This window comes from Acidimicrobiales bacterium, assembly GCA_022452145.1.
Lineage (GTDB): Bacteria > Actinomycetota > Acidimicrobiia > Acidimicrobiales > MedAcidi-G1 > UBA9410.
Map to the genome: position 1 here is coordinate 22,504 of JAKURY010000011.1, position 15,801 is coordinate 38,304.

Consider the following 15,801-nt stretch of genomic DNA (forward strand, 5'->3'; position numbering starts at 1 on the left):
CGTGCTCACGTGTCAGTCGAGGCCGGCCAGGAAGTCCAGCATGGCCGGATTGACCACGTCGGGCGCTTCGAGGTTGCTGGTGTGGCCGGCGCCGGGCACGACCACGAAGGTTGACGGTCCTGAGAGCGATTCCGATACGAGGCGCCCCCGCTCCAGTGGGATGGCCATGTCGGCGTCGCCGTGGAAGACGATGCTCGGACAGGTGATCTCCCCGAGGCGGTCGACGATCGAGTCCCGCTCGAAGAGGCAGTTCTTGGCCCCCACCCAGGCGGCGATCGGTTTGGAGGTCCACTTGCCCCGCCAGTAGCGGGCGTCGTCGTAGCCGGGGGCGAACAGGGTCATCTCGAGGGCGTCACCGATCTCGCCGGTCAGGCCCATGGCGCTTGCGGCGTCGAACAGTCCCTGGTACTGCACCCGGTCCTCGTCGGAGAGGGTCTCGGCCTCGGTGTCGACTAGGACCATGGCCCGGACCCGCTCGGGGGCGGTGAGGGCGGCCCGCAGCGTCAGGAAGCCGCCCTGGGACATGCCGCCGAGCACCGCCCGGTTGATGCCAAGGTGGTCCATTAGTCCGAGCACGTCACCGGCAAGGTCCCAGTAGTCGAAGGGCTCGGTGTGAGCGGTCTGCCCCCAGCCCCGCTCGTCGTAGGTGACGACCCGCCATCCGGCTCCGCTCAGCGGTCCCACCTGGTGGACCCACATCTCATGGCCCATGGTGAAGCCGTGGCTGAGCAGGATGGCTGGCCCGTCGCCGCCGGTGTCCAGGTAGTGGATGGTCTGGCCATTCACGTCGGCAAAGGGCATGGCATGTCTCCTCTGGTGGATCATGTCGGTACGACTGGTCGACCGTACCGTCGGCAACGTTCTGTAGGTGAACCCGCAGTTTGGGAGCCGCGCAACACCAGGTACCTTGCCAGCAAGATAGCATCGGAGTACCCTCCGGACATGCCGACGGCGACCCTCGGGCTCCTCCTGACCCGCCTCGGGCGGCTGAACGAGCAGTTCCTGGCCGACCACCACCGACGACACTCCTGCACGTCGGCCGAGGCGGTGGTGCTGATGCTGCTGGCGAACAACGACGCCGAGGCAGTCAGCCCGACGTTCATTAGGGAGTGGATCGTCCAGACCTCGGGTGGTCTCACCGCCACCCTGCGACGACTCGAGCGGCGCGGCTGGATCAAGCGCCTACCGGACCCGGCCGACGGTCGTGGTCTCCTGGTCGCCCTCACGGAGGCAGGATCCGCCGCACACGACCTCCAGTTCGACGACCTCGTCGACCGTTACAACCTGGTATTCGCCGACATCGACGACGACGCCGGCCTGGCCGCCGTACGGGGCCTCATGCGGGGTTACGAGCGACTGCAGGGCATCGCGTCGAGCGCCTGGTGGAGGCACCATTCAGATCGGCACGCGCCAGGACCGGGGAGTACACGCCCATGACCGACAGCACGACCATGGGCCTTCGACTCCGACCACTGTCGGGACGCATCGGCGTCGAGGTGCTGGATGCCGACCTGGGGCTCCTGCTGTCCGATGGCACGGCCCGGCGGGAAGTTCACCGGGCGATGCTCGACCACCACGTTGTCGTCATGAGGGGGCTCCACCCGACGCCCGAGGAGCACATCGGCCTGGCCGGAGCGTTCGGCGACCCGGTCGAACCGGAGGCTCACCTGCCGAGGCACCCCGACCATCCGTTGATCTGCCGGTTCGACAGCGCAGGCGGTTACAAGGCCGACAAGTGGCACACCGACGGGACCTTCCGAGACGTAATCCCCAGCGCCGCCGTTCTCTGCATGCGAACCTCGCCCGGGACCGGGGGAGACACGATGTGGACGAACTGCTGCGCGGCCTACGACGACCTCTCAAACGGCATGAAGGGCCTGTTGGACGGTCGGAAGGCCCTTCACGAACAGACAGCGGACGCCAAGGCCGTCCATCCGGTGGTCGTGACCCATCCGGAGACCGGCCGGCGGCTGCTCTTCGTGAACGACATCTTCACCCGGGGCATCATCAATCTGCCGCCCGAGGAAGGCCTGGCAATCCTCCCGTTCCTGCTCCGCCACGTGACTCGGCCGGAGTTCACCTACCGGCACACCTGGGCCGAGGGCGACGTGGTGGCCTGGGACAACCGCAGCACGCAGCACTATGCCCTGTTCGACTTCGACGGCCAGCGGGTCGTTGAGCGGGTCCACCTTGCCGGTGGACCGATGACCGCCTGAGCCGGGCCTCGTTCCGGGGGACCCGTGACAGTCGGCTATCGCAACCCATTTCTGGCCAATAGCCAGAACCCCATTGCCCATGGCCGCTGCGACCAGCAGGACTGCACGCCCATCGCCGGGGCGTTGCCGGCCGGAGGCCCCAAGGTCGGCGAGGTGCTGGGCACCGGGGACTTGCAGCACACCTGGCTGGGCCCGGGTCACTTCGGAGGCCTCATCTCCGGCGAGTATCCCGACGGGCGGCGCGTCATCTGGAGCAACGGTCGCGAGAGAGTGGTCAAGCTGGACTACGAAACCCTCGAGGTGCTGTCCACCCTCGACGTCGGGGACGGCGATCCGTCCACGAGGGAGGAGTGGGAAGCGGGCGTCGCCGGGCTGGACGACCTGTCCGGCGACGAGGCCATCGGCCACGCCGTGGACCTGGCCTCCCGTTTCATGACTGGCCTGGATGGCGTCTACGCCCTGCTGGACCTGGACAACACGTTGTTCCTGGGCCGCAAGTCCTGCGCGGTCGCGTACGCCGAAGTGGATCCCGGAGACCGTTCGTCGGCGATCGTCGAGAAGGCACGCTGGGACAAGCCCGATGGGATCGAGGGCTTCTTCGTCGGGGTGAACATGACCCCGGACGGCCGACTGGTGTTGTCCACCGACCACGGCTGGCTGGTCAGTCTGGCCCGGGACTTCTCCGACCACGTGGCCATCCGGATTCCCGGCGCCGCCGAGGAGGCGGCCGACCACTGCGCCCGAATGGAGGCCCAACGGGGCAACACCGGCTACGGCTGGGTACGGACAAGCCTGTGCTGCGACGACGCAGGGGGCATCTACATCAGCTCGGTGGACCACACCCACCGCGTGGTCTGGACCGGTGACAGGTTCTCCCTGGACGAGGTGGATGGCGCCTGGAGTGCGGCCTACCGCAACGGGACCGGTCACGGCTCGGGCACCACACCGTCGCTCATGGGATTCGGCCCCGACGAGGACCGGTTCGTGGTCATAGGCGACGGCGACGAGGTGGTGAACATCACCCTGTTCTGGCGCGGTCGGATCCCCGACGACTGGACGCAGCTCCCGGGGGCCCCGTCACGTCGCATCGCCGGAATCGGGCCGGCCAACATGGGCGATCCGGCCCTGCCGGCCATCCAGACCGAGCAGTCGATAACCGTGTCCGGGTACGGGGCCATGACGGTCAACAACGAGCCGGGCTCCCGCCCGGACTGGCTTCCGGCCCGTGGCGCCCGACTGCTGTGCTTCTTCCTTGGCCACCACGAGCAGTACACGCCCTTCGGCCTGCACAAGTACGAATGGGATCCGGAGGCCCGGGAGTTCCGGGAGGCCTGGGTGAACACCGTGGTGAGCTCGCCGAACTCGGTGCCGTATGTCAGCCAGGGGTCCGACACCGTGTACACGTGTGGGACGAGGGCCGGCCGCTGGACCATAGAGGCGTTGGACTGGACGACCGGCGGGGCCCGTGGGCACTGGGTGCTGGGTGATTCCAGGTACAACACCCTCGGAGGCGGGGTCCACCTCGACGAGGAGGGGCGGGTCCTCTTCGGCAGCATCTTCGGAAAGACCCGGATCCTGCGCTGAATGCGAGGCAACCGTGTGACAGTGCTGCGGACCGGCTACAACAGACCCGTGGAACGGCCACCGGATCGGCGCGTCGAGGCGCTCGAAGCCCTGGACGGAGGGGTATTCGATGCCCTGGTGGTGGGTGGCGGGATAAACGGCGCCGTCTCGGCCCTGGCTCTGGCATCCCACGGCCTGCGGGTCGCCCTCGTGGAGCGACACGACTTCGCCTCGGGCACCAGCCAGGAGTCCTCCTGCATGGTGTGGGGCGGCTTCAAATACCTGGAGAGCCGCGACCTGAGGCTGGTAGCCGGCCTGTGTGATTCCCGGAACCGGCTGGCGAAGGCGTTTCCGACCCGACTGCTCGAGACCCGGTTCCTGGCCGCCCTGGACCACGGCGCGCCGTTCCCGCCGTGGTTCGCCTCGCTTGGCGCCGTGGCGTACTGGGGACTGGGAAGGCTCGCCACCCAGCCGCCACGGCATCGGTCCGCTGCGACCATTGAGCGCCTCGAACCGGCTGTCGACACCTCGATGGTGCGGGGCGGTATCGAGTACTCGGATTTCTTGCTGGTCGACAACGACGCCCGGTTCGTCTCCGAGATGGCACTGCAGTCCACCCGCCACGGTGCGGTCATCGCCAACCGGGTGGAGGTGCTAGCCGCATCACATGCCACGGACGGCTGGCGGGTCAGCCTGCGGGACGTGGCGGGCGGCCGCGATCTGGAGGCCACCGCGACGATGGTCGTGAACGCCGGTGGGCCGTACGTCCCGGACGTGGGCCGCCTGACGGGCACGAGCACCCGGCACCGCCTGGTGTTCTCCAAGGGCATTCACCTGGTCGTACGCCGGATCACCGACTCCGGTCGGATCCTGGCCTTCTACGACGACCACGAGCGCCTGTTCTACATACTGCCGATGGGGGACCGGTCGGTCATTGGGACGACCGACACCCCGGTAGAGGATCCGGCCGTGGCGGTCACCGACGAGGACAGGGCGTTCCTGCTGGCCCAGATCAACGAGCGGATAGACATGCCCCGGCCCCTGGGAAGAGGTGATGTGATCGCGGAGCGCTGCGGGGTGCGCTCCCTGGTGGTGGCGCCTGAGGGCTCCTCGAAGGGGCGGGACTGGACCGAGCTGTCCAGGGAACATGCCGTGGAGGTCCACCAGGGGCTGGGCGTGGTCTCGATCCTGGGTGGCAAGCTCTCCGACTGCCTGAACGTGGGCGAAGAGGTGGTCGATGCCGCCCGGTCGTGTGGGCTGAAGCCGATGACGCCGCCCACACGCTGGTACGGGGAACCGGGACGGACTGCCCGGCGCCGCTTCACGGAGCGTTCGGCGGGCCTCGGCATGGATCCCGTGGTGGCTGCCACCCTGTGGCGTAGGCAGGGAATGCGTGCCTTCGAGGCCCTGGAGCTGGTGGCCGAGGACCGCTTGATGGGTGACCCGATGGGTGGCCTCGTGCCGCTCACCGAGGCTGAGGTGCGGGTGATGGCCGACCACGAGCGGATTACCGAACCCGAGGACTTCCTGAGGCGTCGCACGATGCTGGCCCAGGTGGAACGGGAGGCCGATCTCGCCGCCGACGGTGCCGTGCAGCGGGCCCTGGGGATCCTGGGGGCCGCCAGTGGTCACCACTAGCATCGTGATGCGTCGCCTGGTCTGAACGGCCGGCCGGTTCGGGAAGCCGGCTTTGGTGGGTGAGACTGGCGGCGTGCAGCTCTTCCAGCGACGGCGGTGGATCCACCCGGACCATCTCGACGACGGGATGGCGGCGTTCGTCTGCCAGTTGGCGTGGATTAACGAACACACCGGCCTGGAGATGACCGGGTGGCGGCGTACCGACGGCGACCACCCGGGAGCCATTCTGGCCACTACCACTTACGAGAACCACGCCTGGTTCCTGGGTGAAGTTGCCCGCCTCCAGACGCTCGTCGACTACGGACCGGTCAACGACACCACGGCGGCCCTGACCGTCGGCAAGGACGCTTTCGAGCGGTGGGACGCACCACCGAATACGCCAGCGGACTGGCTGCCCGGCTGGTCATTCCTCCTGCAAGTCACCGCGCCGGAGGGAACACCGGCCTGGCCGGGTCAGGGCTGGACGAACGCCGAGGGCGCCGACGGCCGGATCACCTGGCTGCGGGATAGCGAATGGCCGGCTGACAACCGTCCGGCCGACGGGGCCTCCGGTGCCCGACAGGAGCGCTGGACACGCATCCACTGACCGACCCGGCGCCGTGGGCCGTTCAGCCTCCGGCGCCGTCGCTGGGCCAGGTCCAGTGGCTGGGGTGCCGCTCGTCGATCTCGCATTCGTGCCGGTGGTGGTGGTGCTGCCAACCGGCCAGGGGATGCAGGACCCACCTGCCCACCGAGTGGGCGATCTCGCCGGACCGGGCCAGGATCGGCTGGAAGGTGGACTGGCGTTCGACCGGTACGGCCTGGCGGACCCGCACGCGGTAGGCGAGGTAGACGGTCAGGACGGCCAGGCAGACGGCCAGAGACCAGAAGTAGGCGGAGGGTCCGAAGGCCTCGAGGGCCATGCCGATTCCCATGGGGGCGGCCATGGCGCCGAAGCTGGACGCCAGCACCAGGGTCGACGCGGCGGCCACGCGCTTCTCGGGAGTTACCCAGTCGTTGGCGAGGGCCACGAACTGGCCGTACAGAGGGAAGACGAACGCACCGAACGCCATGTTGACGACGATGATGGCGACGCTGGAGGCCGAGATGAGGGCACCGATGACGGCCAGACCGCAGGACGTGGCGGCCGTGACCATGATCACGGCGCGTCGCGGGTAGCGGTCAGAGAGGCGTCCGAGTGGGATCTGCAGGGTGATGGCGCCGATGACGGCAGCCGAGGTGAACAGCGTGATGCGGCCGGCACCCAGGCCCGACTCCGTACCGAACACGGCAGCCATTGAGGTGGAGGCCGCCTGGACGAACGAGCACAGGATGATGCCCACCACTGCGGCCGGAATGGTCCGGTAGAGCTCCCGGAGGGGCATCGGGTCGCTGCTCGGGACGGGAGCGGCCGTGGACGCCGAGAGCGTCACCGGCACCACCGCCAGCGAGATCAGGACCGAGGACAGGACGAACAGCTCGAAGCCGTCGGGAGAGCCGACGTTCAGGAGCAACTGGCCGATGGCCGTCCCACCCATCATGATCATCATGTAGGCGCCGAGGATGCTGCCCCGGGTCTCGTTGGTGGCCCGATCGTTGAGCCAACTCTCCAGGATGACGAGCACACCCGCGTTGCACACTCCGCCCACGAAGTACACGGCGGCCCAGGACGCGGGGAACACCAGAACGGCGTTGACGAGCACGGCGGTCGACGCGGTAGATGCCAGGGCTGCGAAGACCCGGATGTGTCCGACCGACGCCAGCGCCCTGATGATGCCCTTGGCGCCCAGCAGGTAGCCGGCGAAGTGGATGGCCATGACCATGCCCATGGATCCGGCGCTGAACCCCTCTGACTCGGCCCGCATCGGCAGGAGGATCCGCTGGAGGCCGGTTCCGACCTGCAGGAACAGGAATGCCAGGAACAGGGCCCACACGCCGAGCAGGGATGAGACCGCCGAGTTCCGGCCCGTGCCCGCCGCCGACCCCCCGGCCGGCGCGATGTTCACCCCAGGGTCCTGACGCCCCGACCCACATGGTCACCGAATGGGGTCGAAGAGTGGGCGGCCGCCAGGCTCAGGGCCCTGCCCAGCACCGGTTCGGCCATGGGTGCCACCGTGGGGCCGTCGGGACCGTCGGTCACGTGGAGCATCATGGTCTCCTGGGTGGCCGCCGGATCGGGATCCTCACCGGAGAACAGGGCGTGGTGTGCGTGGAGGCGCTTCTCGTCCGCGCCCAGCAGAAGTGTCTCCGTGTGGATCTCGGAGCCTTCCTCCACCTCGCGGAGGAAGCGGATACGGGTCTCCACGGTGTAGAAGGTCCCGTGGGCCTCCCGGTAGTCAGGACCGAACCCGAGGTGGTCAAGCAGGGCGTCGGAGGCGTCGCCGAACGCTACGCCGTAGAAGCCTTCGTTCAGGTGCCCGTTGTAGTCGATCCACTCGGCCGGTACGACGGTTCGCCAGATCCGGAGCGGCTCGGGGGATGCTGCCATCGACCTGACCTCCACAGTCCGGCCGTACCGACCACGACTCCGGGGAGGCCGCGGGCGATGGGGTGGTGCCACCAGAGGTGGCGCTGACGCGCGCAATCTACGACCGTGCCGGGATCCGGGACAATCACCATCCCGGGGTCATCGGACACACCGGTGGGTGTGGGCCGTTACCCCAGGGGCCCCGGCGGAAGGGTGGCAGGGTCAAGAACTGCCAGGGCGCCCAGGTCCGGGGCCGGACAGGGGCCGAACACCTCCTCGGCGGCTGCGGCGAAGGCGATCAGGGCGTGGTCGTGATCCCGAGGCGCGGCGAGCTGGACGCCGACAGGGAGTCCGTCGGCCGTGAAGCCAGCGGGAACCGACACGGCCGGACCGCCGGGCACTGTGATCCGCGAGCAGGACCGCATCCAGTGCGTGTACTGGTCGAAGTGGACGCCGTCGATCTCTTCCACCCACTCGATGCCGACCGGGAACGGCGGAACCTGACTGGTGGCGCTCAGGAGCATGTCGAAACTGCCCACCGCGAAGAAGCGACCCCAGCTCGCCCGTAGGTGCTGCTCGGCCTCGACCGCCTCGGCTATACGGTTGACGCCCATCGCCAGCCCGAGACCGATCTCGTATCGGGCCGTCTCCTTTACCCGGTCGTCGTCGACGAGATGGGCGAAGCTGAGTGCCATGGAGAGGCCGCGGAGGTCCTCGAAGCAGCGGTCGGCGCCGGTCAGGTCGGGGCAGGCCTCCACGATGTCCCAGCCTGCATCGGCCAGCATGTCCGCAGCATTCCGGGTCGCCGCACGCACCTCGGGATCCAAGGGGAGGTCCCCCAGATCGGGGGAGAAGGCCACCCGGGGCCTCTCGCTGGCAGGATCCGGGGCGACCACCTGATCGGTCATGGCGCCCAGCAGGAGCGCCACGTCGGCCACTGTTCGACCCATCGGCCCGGACATGGGTTGCCGGATCCGAGGATCACGGACCACGTCGTGAATGATGGCGCCGGAGGTGGGGCGAAAACCCACGACGCCGTTGAAGGAGGCTGGGTTGCGTAGGGAGCCACCCAGGTCGGATCCGTCGGCGACCGAGACCGATCCGCAGGCCAGGGCTACGGCGGCCCCCCCGCTGGAACCGCCGGCGCTCTTGGCGGGGTCCCACGGATTGCGGGTCAGGCCGTGCACCGGGTTGAAGGTGTGGGATCCCTTGCCGAATTCCGGGGTATTCGTCTTGCCGATCGAGACCAGCCCCGTACCTCGCAGGTGGGCGACGAGTGGGCTGTCTTCCTCGGGGATGTGCTCTGCGTAGACTGGCGAGCCGTAGGTGGTCCGCACGCCGGCCGTGTCGGCCAGGTCCTTGTGGGCGGTGACAAGGCCCCGCAGCGGCGCCCCGGCCGACAGCTCCGGGTCGTCGTCGAGGCGTCCGGCGAGGGCCTCGGCGGTCTCCCAGTCGGTGGTCGGGATGGCGTTTACCACCGGCTCGGTCAGTTCCGCCCGGTACCGGCAGGAGGCCAGCAACTCGCGGCAGGATGCCCGACCGGCGTCCAGCAGCGCCTTCTGCTCGGTGGCGGAAAAGCCGGCGAGGTCCATCGCCGGCGCACCCTAGGGCACACCGGTCGATGGACCGCTCGCCACCGGAACCTGAGCGCCGGAGTTCATGCCACCGGGAGCACGGGCCTAGTGGCCGTGGAGCTCCCAACCGGCGGGGACCGTCAGCCCGAACTCGGTGCAGGCATCGGCCACAGCGATGAAGAGGAACTTCCCGAAGGAGCGCTCACAGCCGATTAGGAACGACGGCTGGCCTCCCTGGTCGTCTCGTACCAGGTCGCAGCCCACGTTGCCGACCGATGCCGAGAAGACGGCGCCGTTCGGGGTCAGCTCGTCACCCAGGTCCAGGTTGCAGATCTTGTTCAGCACCGAGGTTGTGTTGGAGCCGCTGATCCGCAGCATGGCCCGACCGTGGGTGATGTCGATGACGGTGACAAAGCCCTCGGTGGGGATCGTCGCCGAGATGGCACCCGCCTGGCCAGCATCGCCGTAGATGGTCCACTCGTCGGGACGGGTCCCGCACACCAGCGCACCGTCGGCCCGGCGTTGGCTCCTGCCGTAGGACACGCCCAGGGCCGCGGCTGCAGACGTATCGGTGCCTGCCCTGACCTGGACCTTGGTGGTGGAGGCGGCGTCGGCCACCGTCACGCTCCCGTCGGGGGAGGTGAGCGGACCGACGTCCACCGGGCTTTTGAAGGTGATCTCAGACACGCTGGCGTGCTCCTTCGGGATCGAGGTGGGCGTGGTGCTCCTGGACGGTGGCAGTTACGCGCCGTCCGTCGGCGAGCAGCACGGTGACGGACGTGCCGGCAGCTGCCAGCGAGGGATCCACCTGCGCCAGGCAGACCGACCTCCCCAGGTTCGGCGACATGCGGCTGGACGTGATCCTTCCCATGATCCTGGCCGTGTCGCCGTCCACGATCTGGGAGGCCTCCGTCGGGACGATCGCGGGATCGTCGGTCTGGAGGCCGACCAGGATAGGAAGGTCACTCCGCTCATAGGCGGCCTTCAGCTCGGGCAGGCCGATGGTGTCCGGCTTGTCCAGCTTGACGAGGCCGCCGAGCCCGGCCGTCGGTGCCTTGCTGAGGCCGTCGGTGTCCTGGCCCACGATGTAGTGGCCCTTCTCGAGGCGCAGGATCCGCTGAGCCTCGACGCCGAACGGCGCACAGCCCAGGTCCGCGCCCTGCTCCAGGAGGGTCTCCCACACGTGGAGGGCATGGCCGGAGGGCACGTGTAGTTCGTATGAGAGCTCCCCGGTGAAGCCGATCCGCCAGATGATGCAGTCGGCCACGCCGGCCACCGTGCCGCGGCGCACACTGAAGTACGGGAAGCCGTCGCCCGAGAGGTCGACTCCCTCCACGATGCGTTCCAGGAGCGTGCGGCAGTTCGGGCCGGCCACGTTGATGCTGGTGAGTCCGCCGGTCACCGCGGTGACGTGCACGTCCCACTCGGGGTGGGCCGTCTGCAGCCAGTCCTCCAGCATCTCCCAGACCGCTCCGGCACCTGACGAGGTGCAGGTCATCAGCCAGTGGTCCTCGCCCAGGCGGGCGGTCACCCCGTCATCGGAGACGACGCCGTCCTCTGCGACCATGGTGCCGTAGCGGACCCGGCCGACGTCCAGCTTCGACCACTTGTTCACGTACACCAGCTCCAGGAGCTTGGAGACGTCGGGGCCGCGCAGGTCCAGCTTGCCCAGTGGGGTCACGTCGATCAGGCCGACGTTGGTCCTCACGTTGGCCGCCTCTGCCATGGCGTCTCCGTAGTGGTCCGGACGGACCCACTGTCCCGCCAACAGCGGGGAGGCGCCGTGGGCGTCGTGCCAGTCCTGGAGGGCGGAACGGCGCACCGGCTCGTGGATCCGACCAGCGAGCGCACCCAGCGAGATGGGGGCGTACGGCGGGCGCCACACGGTGGTGCCGATCTCGGCCATGGAGACGCCGTTGGCTTCGGCCAGGACCGATGCGGCGTTGACCGTCTCCAACTTGCCCTGGGAGGGACCCATGGTCACGGTGGTGTACCTCTTCATGAGCTCGATGGAGTCGAAACCCTCCTTTGAGGCCTGGACGAGGTCCTTCGAGGACACGTCCTCGGAGAAGTCGACCATGCCGTGGGTGGTGCTGCGGTAACACTCGGGATGCGGCACACGGGCCAGCGGGGTCCGGTTGTCGACCCGTTCGGCTGGCTTCTCCCATGTGGGGGTGGCTGCCCGGGAGGTCTGCGAAACCCGGTCGTGGCGTCGTCGCAGTGCACGGTTGGCCGCCAACTCGCCGGTGGCCCGACCATGGGCAGTCAGCTCGGCGGTGGACCCGTCACCGGCTATGCCACCGGTGGCCAGGATGTTGTCGGGCAGGGAGTTGGAGAAGTAGCGGGCCGCCGATGCGTCGTACACGGGCCGGTCACCGCCCATGTTCAGCAGCGAGGTGGGCGCCGTCCAACCGGTCGCCGTTACCACCAGGTCGGCGTCAAGCGTCCGACCGTCGCTCACGGTGACCTTCGAGGCCCGACCACGTCCCTCGACCGACACGATTCTCTCGCCCTTTCGGGCATCCAGCACGGCGACGATCTCCACGCCGACCCGCTCCAGGTCGGCCAGCGCAGCGTCACCGTCGGCGTTGGCGCTCAGGACCACTGCCCTTTTCCCCGGCTTGACGGCCCAGATGTTGATGAGCCGACGTACGGCACCGGAGAGCATGACACCCGGGGTGTCGTTGCCTGCGAACACGTACGGACGCTCAACCAGCCCGGGGGCGACGACCAGGACGCCGACCCGAGCCTTGATGAGGCGCTCGGGGGCAATGGCGTGGCTCCGCTGCATGATGGCGACCCAGTTGTGGTCGTAGCGGCCGGTCACCGTGGAGTCCACGAGGACCTCGATGCCGGCGTGTGCCCGGCAGGCCACCGCCAACTCGGCGCCCCTGGCCCGCTGGGCGTCATCACCCCAGAGGAGGTGGCCCCCCAGGTCGCCGTACTGCTCGACGAGGAGGACCGATGCACCGGCATCGGCGGCGGCCAGCGCAGCCCCCATGCCGGCGGGGCCGCCACCGGCAACGAGGACGTCAGGGTGGACGTACCTCTTGTCGTAGGCGCCGTGCTTGCTGGTCTTCCAGTGGATCTCGCCACCCGGGGCGAACTTCTTCAGGACCTTCTGGTACACCGGCCACAGGAAGGCGGGGCGCATGAAGGTCTTGTAGTAGAAGCCCGCGGACAGGAAGCGCCCGACCAGCTGGTTCACGGCACCCAGGTCGAACCTGAGGCTGGGCCACACGTTCTGGGCGCTGACGACCATGCCGGCCTCCAGGCGGCGGCTGCCCGCGCGGACGTTCGGCTCGTCACCGACCTGTACGAACAGGCTCGGATCCCAGTGGTCGGCGGTCAGGATGCCGCGCCTGCGGTGGTACTTCATGCTGCGCGAGAACACGTCGGCGCCGTCGGCGGCGATCGCCGAGGCGATGGTGTCGCCCTCGAAGCCGGTGACGGTCTTTCCGTTCCAGGTGAAGGACAGGCTCGAGGACCTGTCGATCACCTCGCCCGGCTGGGCGGTGAGCCGGTTGCTCATGACGCCTCCTGACCGCGGATCTCGTTGGTAGCGGTGTTGCGCTCGATGGTGAAGTACCGGCGGCATCCGCCCCGGCAGTACCAGGTCTCGGTGACCCAGCCCGCGGGGTTCTCCCTCATGTAGAGGTATTCACGCCACTCGACCAGCGATGTCGTCGAGGGATCGGGGCGGGCCATCAGCTCGCCGCAGTTCCGGAGGTCGCCGGAGTTCCGGGGACCACAGTTTGGACATGGAACAACGATCATCAGTGACCCACCGCCGCAGCGCCCTTTTCACCAACGAGGTCTCCGTGGGTGAAGCGCTCGATTCCGAACGGGGAGATCAGGTCCGCAGTGCGGCCGGTGGCGATCGTCTCCGCCAGGGTTTCGCCGGCCACCGGCCCGGCCTTGAATCCGTAGGTGCCCCAGCCGACGTCGACCAAATAGCCTTCGACGGGCGTGAATCCCATTACGGGTGAATAGTCCGGGGTCATGTCGCACAACCCCGACCACTGGCGCAGCAGGCGCATCTTGGAGATGCCCGGCATGAGCTCCAGCACGTGACCGGCAAGTTCCTCTGTGAACTCGAGTGTGCCGTTGACCCGGTAGGTGCCGACCGGGTCCACCGATGCGCCGAACACGAGCTCGCCGCGGTCGGTCTGGCTGACGTAGACGTGCAGCGATCCGGAGACCACCACGGTCGGCAGGAACACCTTGCAGGGTTCCGTGACGGCGGCCTGCAACGGGTGGGTGGTGATGGGCAGCGGCACGCCGGCCATGTTGGAGATGAGCGACGCCCAGCCGGCCGTGCAGTTCACGACCATCGGAGCGCTGATGTCACCGCGGCTGGTCCTAACGCCGGTGACCTTGCCACCGGGGCCCTTGCCACCAGGGCCGGAGCCGCCCTCGACGTTGATGTCGAGGACCTCGGTCTCCTGGATGATGTGGATGCCGTGGTGGTCGGCACCGCGTGCGTAGCCCCAGACCACTGCGTCGTGGCGGACGATGCCGCCTGGCGGGTGGTGGAGTGCCCCCAGGATCGGGTAGCGGGTGTTCGCCGAGACGTCGAGGCTGGGTGCCTGCTTCTTGACCTCCTGCGGATCGATGACGCTGGAGTCGATGCCCTGGAGCTTGTTGACCTCGGCCCTCCAGTGCATGGTGCGCAGCGCGGAGTCGGTGTGGGCCAGCGTGAGGTGGCCTCGTTCGGAGAACATGATGTTCAGGTTCAGGTCGGTAGCCATTGTCCGGTACAGCTCGAGCGAGCGGTCGTAGAAGGCCACACCCTCGGGCGTGAGGTAGTTGGAGCGCACGATGGCGGTGTTTCGGCCCGACCCGCCTCCACCGACGTAGCCCTTGTCGAGCACGGCCACGTTCGTGATGCCGTGGTTCGCGGCCAGGTAGTAGGCCGTGGCGAGGCCGTGCAGGCCGGCGCCGACAATGACGACGTCGTAGGAGTCACGCATCTCGGGGCGGCGCCACATCCTGGGCCAGTCGCCTCGTGTCAGGCCGTGCTTGATCAGCGCGCCTGCTGAGTACTTCGGGGGTCGCTTCCCCATGGGCTAATTCCCTTTCCTTGCCTGGCTCTCGAACGTGCGCCACGGCAGCGGGTTGACCCCGGTGCCGTAGAGCGGCTGGTCGTCTGATTCGTCACCGTCGGGGATCCGGGAGATCGCGTTGAACCGGTCGGCGAGCATGTTGTGGAACCGGTGCAGAGGTTCCTCGAAGCGGGGGGACAGGCGGCCCGGCGTGTAGCCGCCGTTTGCCAGGCCCCGCTGTCCCCGTTGGACGATGTCGATGTCCTCGGCGTTGACGTCCAGCCAGAAGTCCCGGGTGAGGGCGAAGTCCTCGTCGGCCACGTAGTCCGTGGACGGGGGCAGCAGCCAGGTACAGGTCTCGCGGGTGGTGCCCGGAGAGACGGGGTCCAGGCGCATCACGAATACGTGGTTGGGAAGGATGCTGAGCAGCACGTTCGGGAACAGTGCGATGAACCGACCGCTGGCCGAGTTGGACGGGTCGAGGCCCTCGGCAGGCGGCATGGCCACCCAGTCGCCTCGCTCGTCGCTGGAGATCGGCGTGGTGGTCTGCCCGCAGTACATTCCGCCGCCCTGGTAGCGGTAGTGGTCTTGGACCCGGGAGACCTTGGCGAGCTCCGGGTGGATCCAGCGCAGGTGGTAGTACTCCTGGAAGTTCTCCGAGACGAGCTTCCAGTTGGCGTCGATCTCCATGGTCAGGGTGTGGTGGCTGCGCCAGTCGGCGAACCGGTAGCCGGCCAGGCGCTGGCCGAGGTCACCGAACCACTCGTGGATCGGCTGCGTCTCGTCCGACAGGCAGACGAACAGCAGGCACTGCCAGGTGGCGATCCGGACCGTGTGCAGGCCGAAGTCGGCCGGGTCGAAGCAGTCCACGCCCGCCTCGGCGAACTGTGGAGTGGCCACCAGGTCGCCGTCCAGGTCGTAGCCCCATCGGTGGTACGGGCAACGGATGGTGCGGCCCAGGGTGCAGTCCTCGGCGAGCAGTTCGGTGCCCCGGTGTCGACAGGCGTTCAGGAACGCCCGCAGCTCACCCGAGGCATTGCGGGTGACGATCACGGATCGCCCGGCCACCGTGCGCACGATGGCGCTGCCCGGTGCGTCCAGCTCGTCGTGGACGCCGACGCACACCCAGGAGGTGGCGAACACCCGCTCCTGCTCGACGTCGAAGAATGACCGGTCGGCGTAGGCGGCGGCCGGGAGGGCGTGTGCCTCCAGCATGGGGCGACGGGTACCGACCCAGGCCTCCTCGGAAGCCCAGGGGGATGCAGCAGTGGCGCTCAGCGCTTCGTTTCGTGTGCTCATAGGCGCGGGTGCCGCGGCTC

Annotated in this window: 14 protein-coding genes; 5 read left to right on the forward strand and 9 right to left on the reverse strand. The window is 68.4% G+C overall.

Going from position 1 to position 15,801, the window contains the following annotated elements:
- Positions 1 to 12: 12 nt before the first annotated feature.
- Complete coding sequence (locus MK177_05585) at positions 13 to 801, reverse strand: alpha/beta hydrolase (GenBank protein MCH2426789.1); 789 nt, start codon at positions 799 to 801, stop codon at positions 13 to 15.
- 141 nt (positions 802 to 942) lie between these two features.
- Between MK177_05585 and MK177_05590 the strand changes: the two genes are divergently transcribed.
- Genes MK177_05590 through MK177_05610 form a run of 5 tightly spaced genes read left to right on the forward strand, consistent with a single transcriptional unit; the run spans position 943 to position 6,003 of the window.
- Positions 943 to 1,437, forward strand: coding sequence for a MarR family transcriptional regulator (locus MK177_05590; protein ID MCH2426790.1), 495 nt, complete (start codon positions 943 to 945; stop codon positions 1,435 to 1,437).
- Positions 1,434 to 2,216, forward strand: coding sequence for a TauD/TfdA family dioxygenase (locus MK177_05595; protein MCH2426791.1), 783 nt, complete (start codon positions 1,434 to 1,436; stop codon positions 2,214 to 2,216). The genes MK177_05590 and MK177_05595 overlap by 4 nt, the downstream gene beginning before the upstream one ends.
- A gap of 24 nt (positions 2,217 to 2,240) precedes the next feature.
- Positions 2,241 to 3,800 carry a hypothetical protein gene (locus tag MK177_05600; GenBank protein ID MCH2426792.1) on the forward strand — a complete coding sequence of 520 codons (1,560 nt, stop codon included), beginning with the start codon at positions 2,241 to 2,243 and terminating at the stop codon, positions 3,798 to 3,800.
- Entirely contained in the window at positions 3,801 to 5,417 is a 1,617-nt protein-coding gene (locus MK177_05605; GenBank protein MCH2426793.1) for an FAD-dependent oxidoreductase, read from the forward strand.
- A gap of 55 nt (positions 5,418 to 5,472) precedes the next feature.
- Positions 5,473 to 6,003 (forward strand): hypothetical protein, encoded by a 531-nt coding sequence (locus MK177_05610; protein ID MCH2426794.1) that lies wholly within the window; start codon positions 5,473 to 5,475, stop codon positions 6,001 to 6,003.
- A gap of 22 nt (positions 6,004 to 6,025) precedes the next feature.
- Here MK177_05610 and MK177_05615 read toward each other — a convergent pair whose 3' ends face one another.
- The 8 genes from MK177_05615 to MK177_05650 all read right to left on the reverse strand — a co-directional run bounded on the left by MK177_05615 (position 6,026) and on the right by MK177_05650 (position 15,781).
- Positions 6,026 to 7,402 carry an MFS transporter gene (locus tag MK177_05615; GenBank protein MCH2426795.1) on the reverse strand — a complete coding sequence of 459 codons (1,377 nt, stop codon included), beginning with the start codon at positions 7,400 to 7,402 and terminating at the stop codon, positions 6,026 to 6,028.
- Complete coding sequence (locus MK177_05620) at positions 7,399 to 7,884, reverse strand: thioesterase family protein (GenBank protein ID MCH2426796.1); 486 nt, start codon at positions 7,882 to 7,884, stop codon at positions 7,399 to 7,401. Before MK177_05620 ends, MK177_05615 begins: the two co-directional genes overlap by 4 nt.
- Positions 7,885 to 8,051: 167 nt before the next feature.
- Complete coding sequence (locus MK177_05625; GenBank protein ID MCH2426797.1) at positions 8,052 to 9,455, reverse strand: amidase family protein; 1,404 nt, start codon at positions 9,453 to 9,455, stop codon at positions 8,052 to 8,054.
- 87 nt (positions 9,456 to 9,542) lie between these two features.
- Positions 9,543 to 10,124, reverse strand: coding sequence for a hypothetical protein (locus MK177_05630; GenBank protein ID MCH2426798.1), 582 nt, complete (start codon positions 10,122 to 10,124; stop codon positions 9,543 to 9,545).
- A complete protein-coding gene (locus MK177_05635; GenBank protein MCH2426799.1) occupies positions 10,117 to 12,969 on the reverse strand; it encodes a 2Fe-2S iron-sulfur cluster-binding protein in 2,853 nt (950 codons plus the stop codon). The genes MK177_05630 and MK177_05635 overlap by 8 nt, the downstream gene beginning before the upstream one ends.
- Positions 12,966 to 13,214 carry a sarcosine oxidase subunit delta gene (locus MK177_05640; protein MCH2426800.1) on the reverse strand — a complete coding sequence of 83 codons (249 nt, stop codon included), beginning with the start codon at positions 13,212 to 13,214 and terminating at the stop codon, positions 12,966 to 12,968. Before MK177_05640 ends, MK177_05635 begins: the two co-directional genes overlap by 4 nt.
- Entirely contained in the window at positions 13,214 to 14,503 is a 1,290-nt protein-coding gene (locus MK177_05645; GenBank protein ID MCH2426801.1) for an FAD-dependent oxidoreductase, read from the reverse strand. Before MK177_05645 ends, MK177_05640 begins: the two co-directional genes overlap by 1 nt.
- A 3-nt stretch (positions 14,504 to 14,506) precedes the next feature.
- Positions 14,507 to 15,781, reverse strand: a complete 1,275-nt coding sequence (locus MK177_05650; protein ID MCH2426802.1) for an aromatic ring-hydroxylating dioxygenase subunit alpha — start codon at positions 15,779 to 15,781, stop codon at positions 14,507 to 14,509.
- Between the last annotated feature and the right edge of the window lie 20 nt (positions 15,782 to 15,801).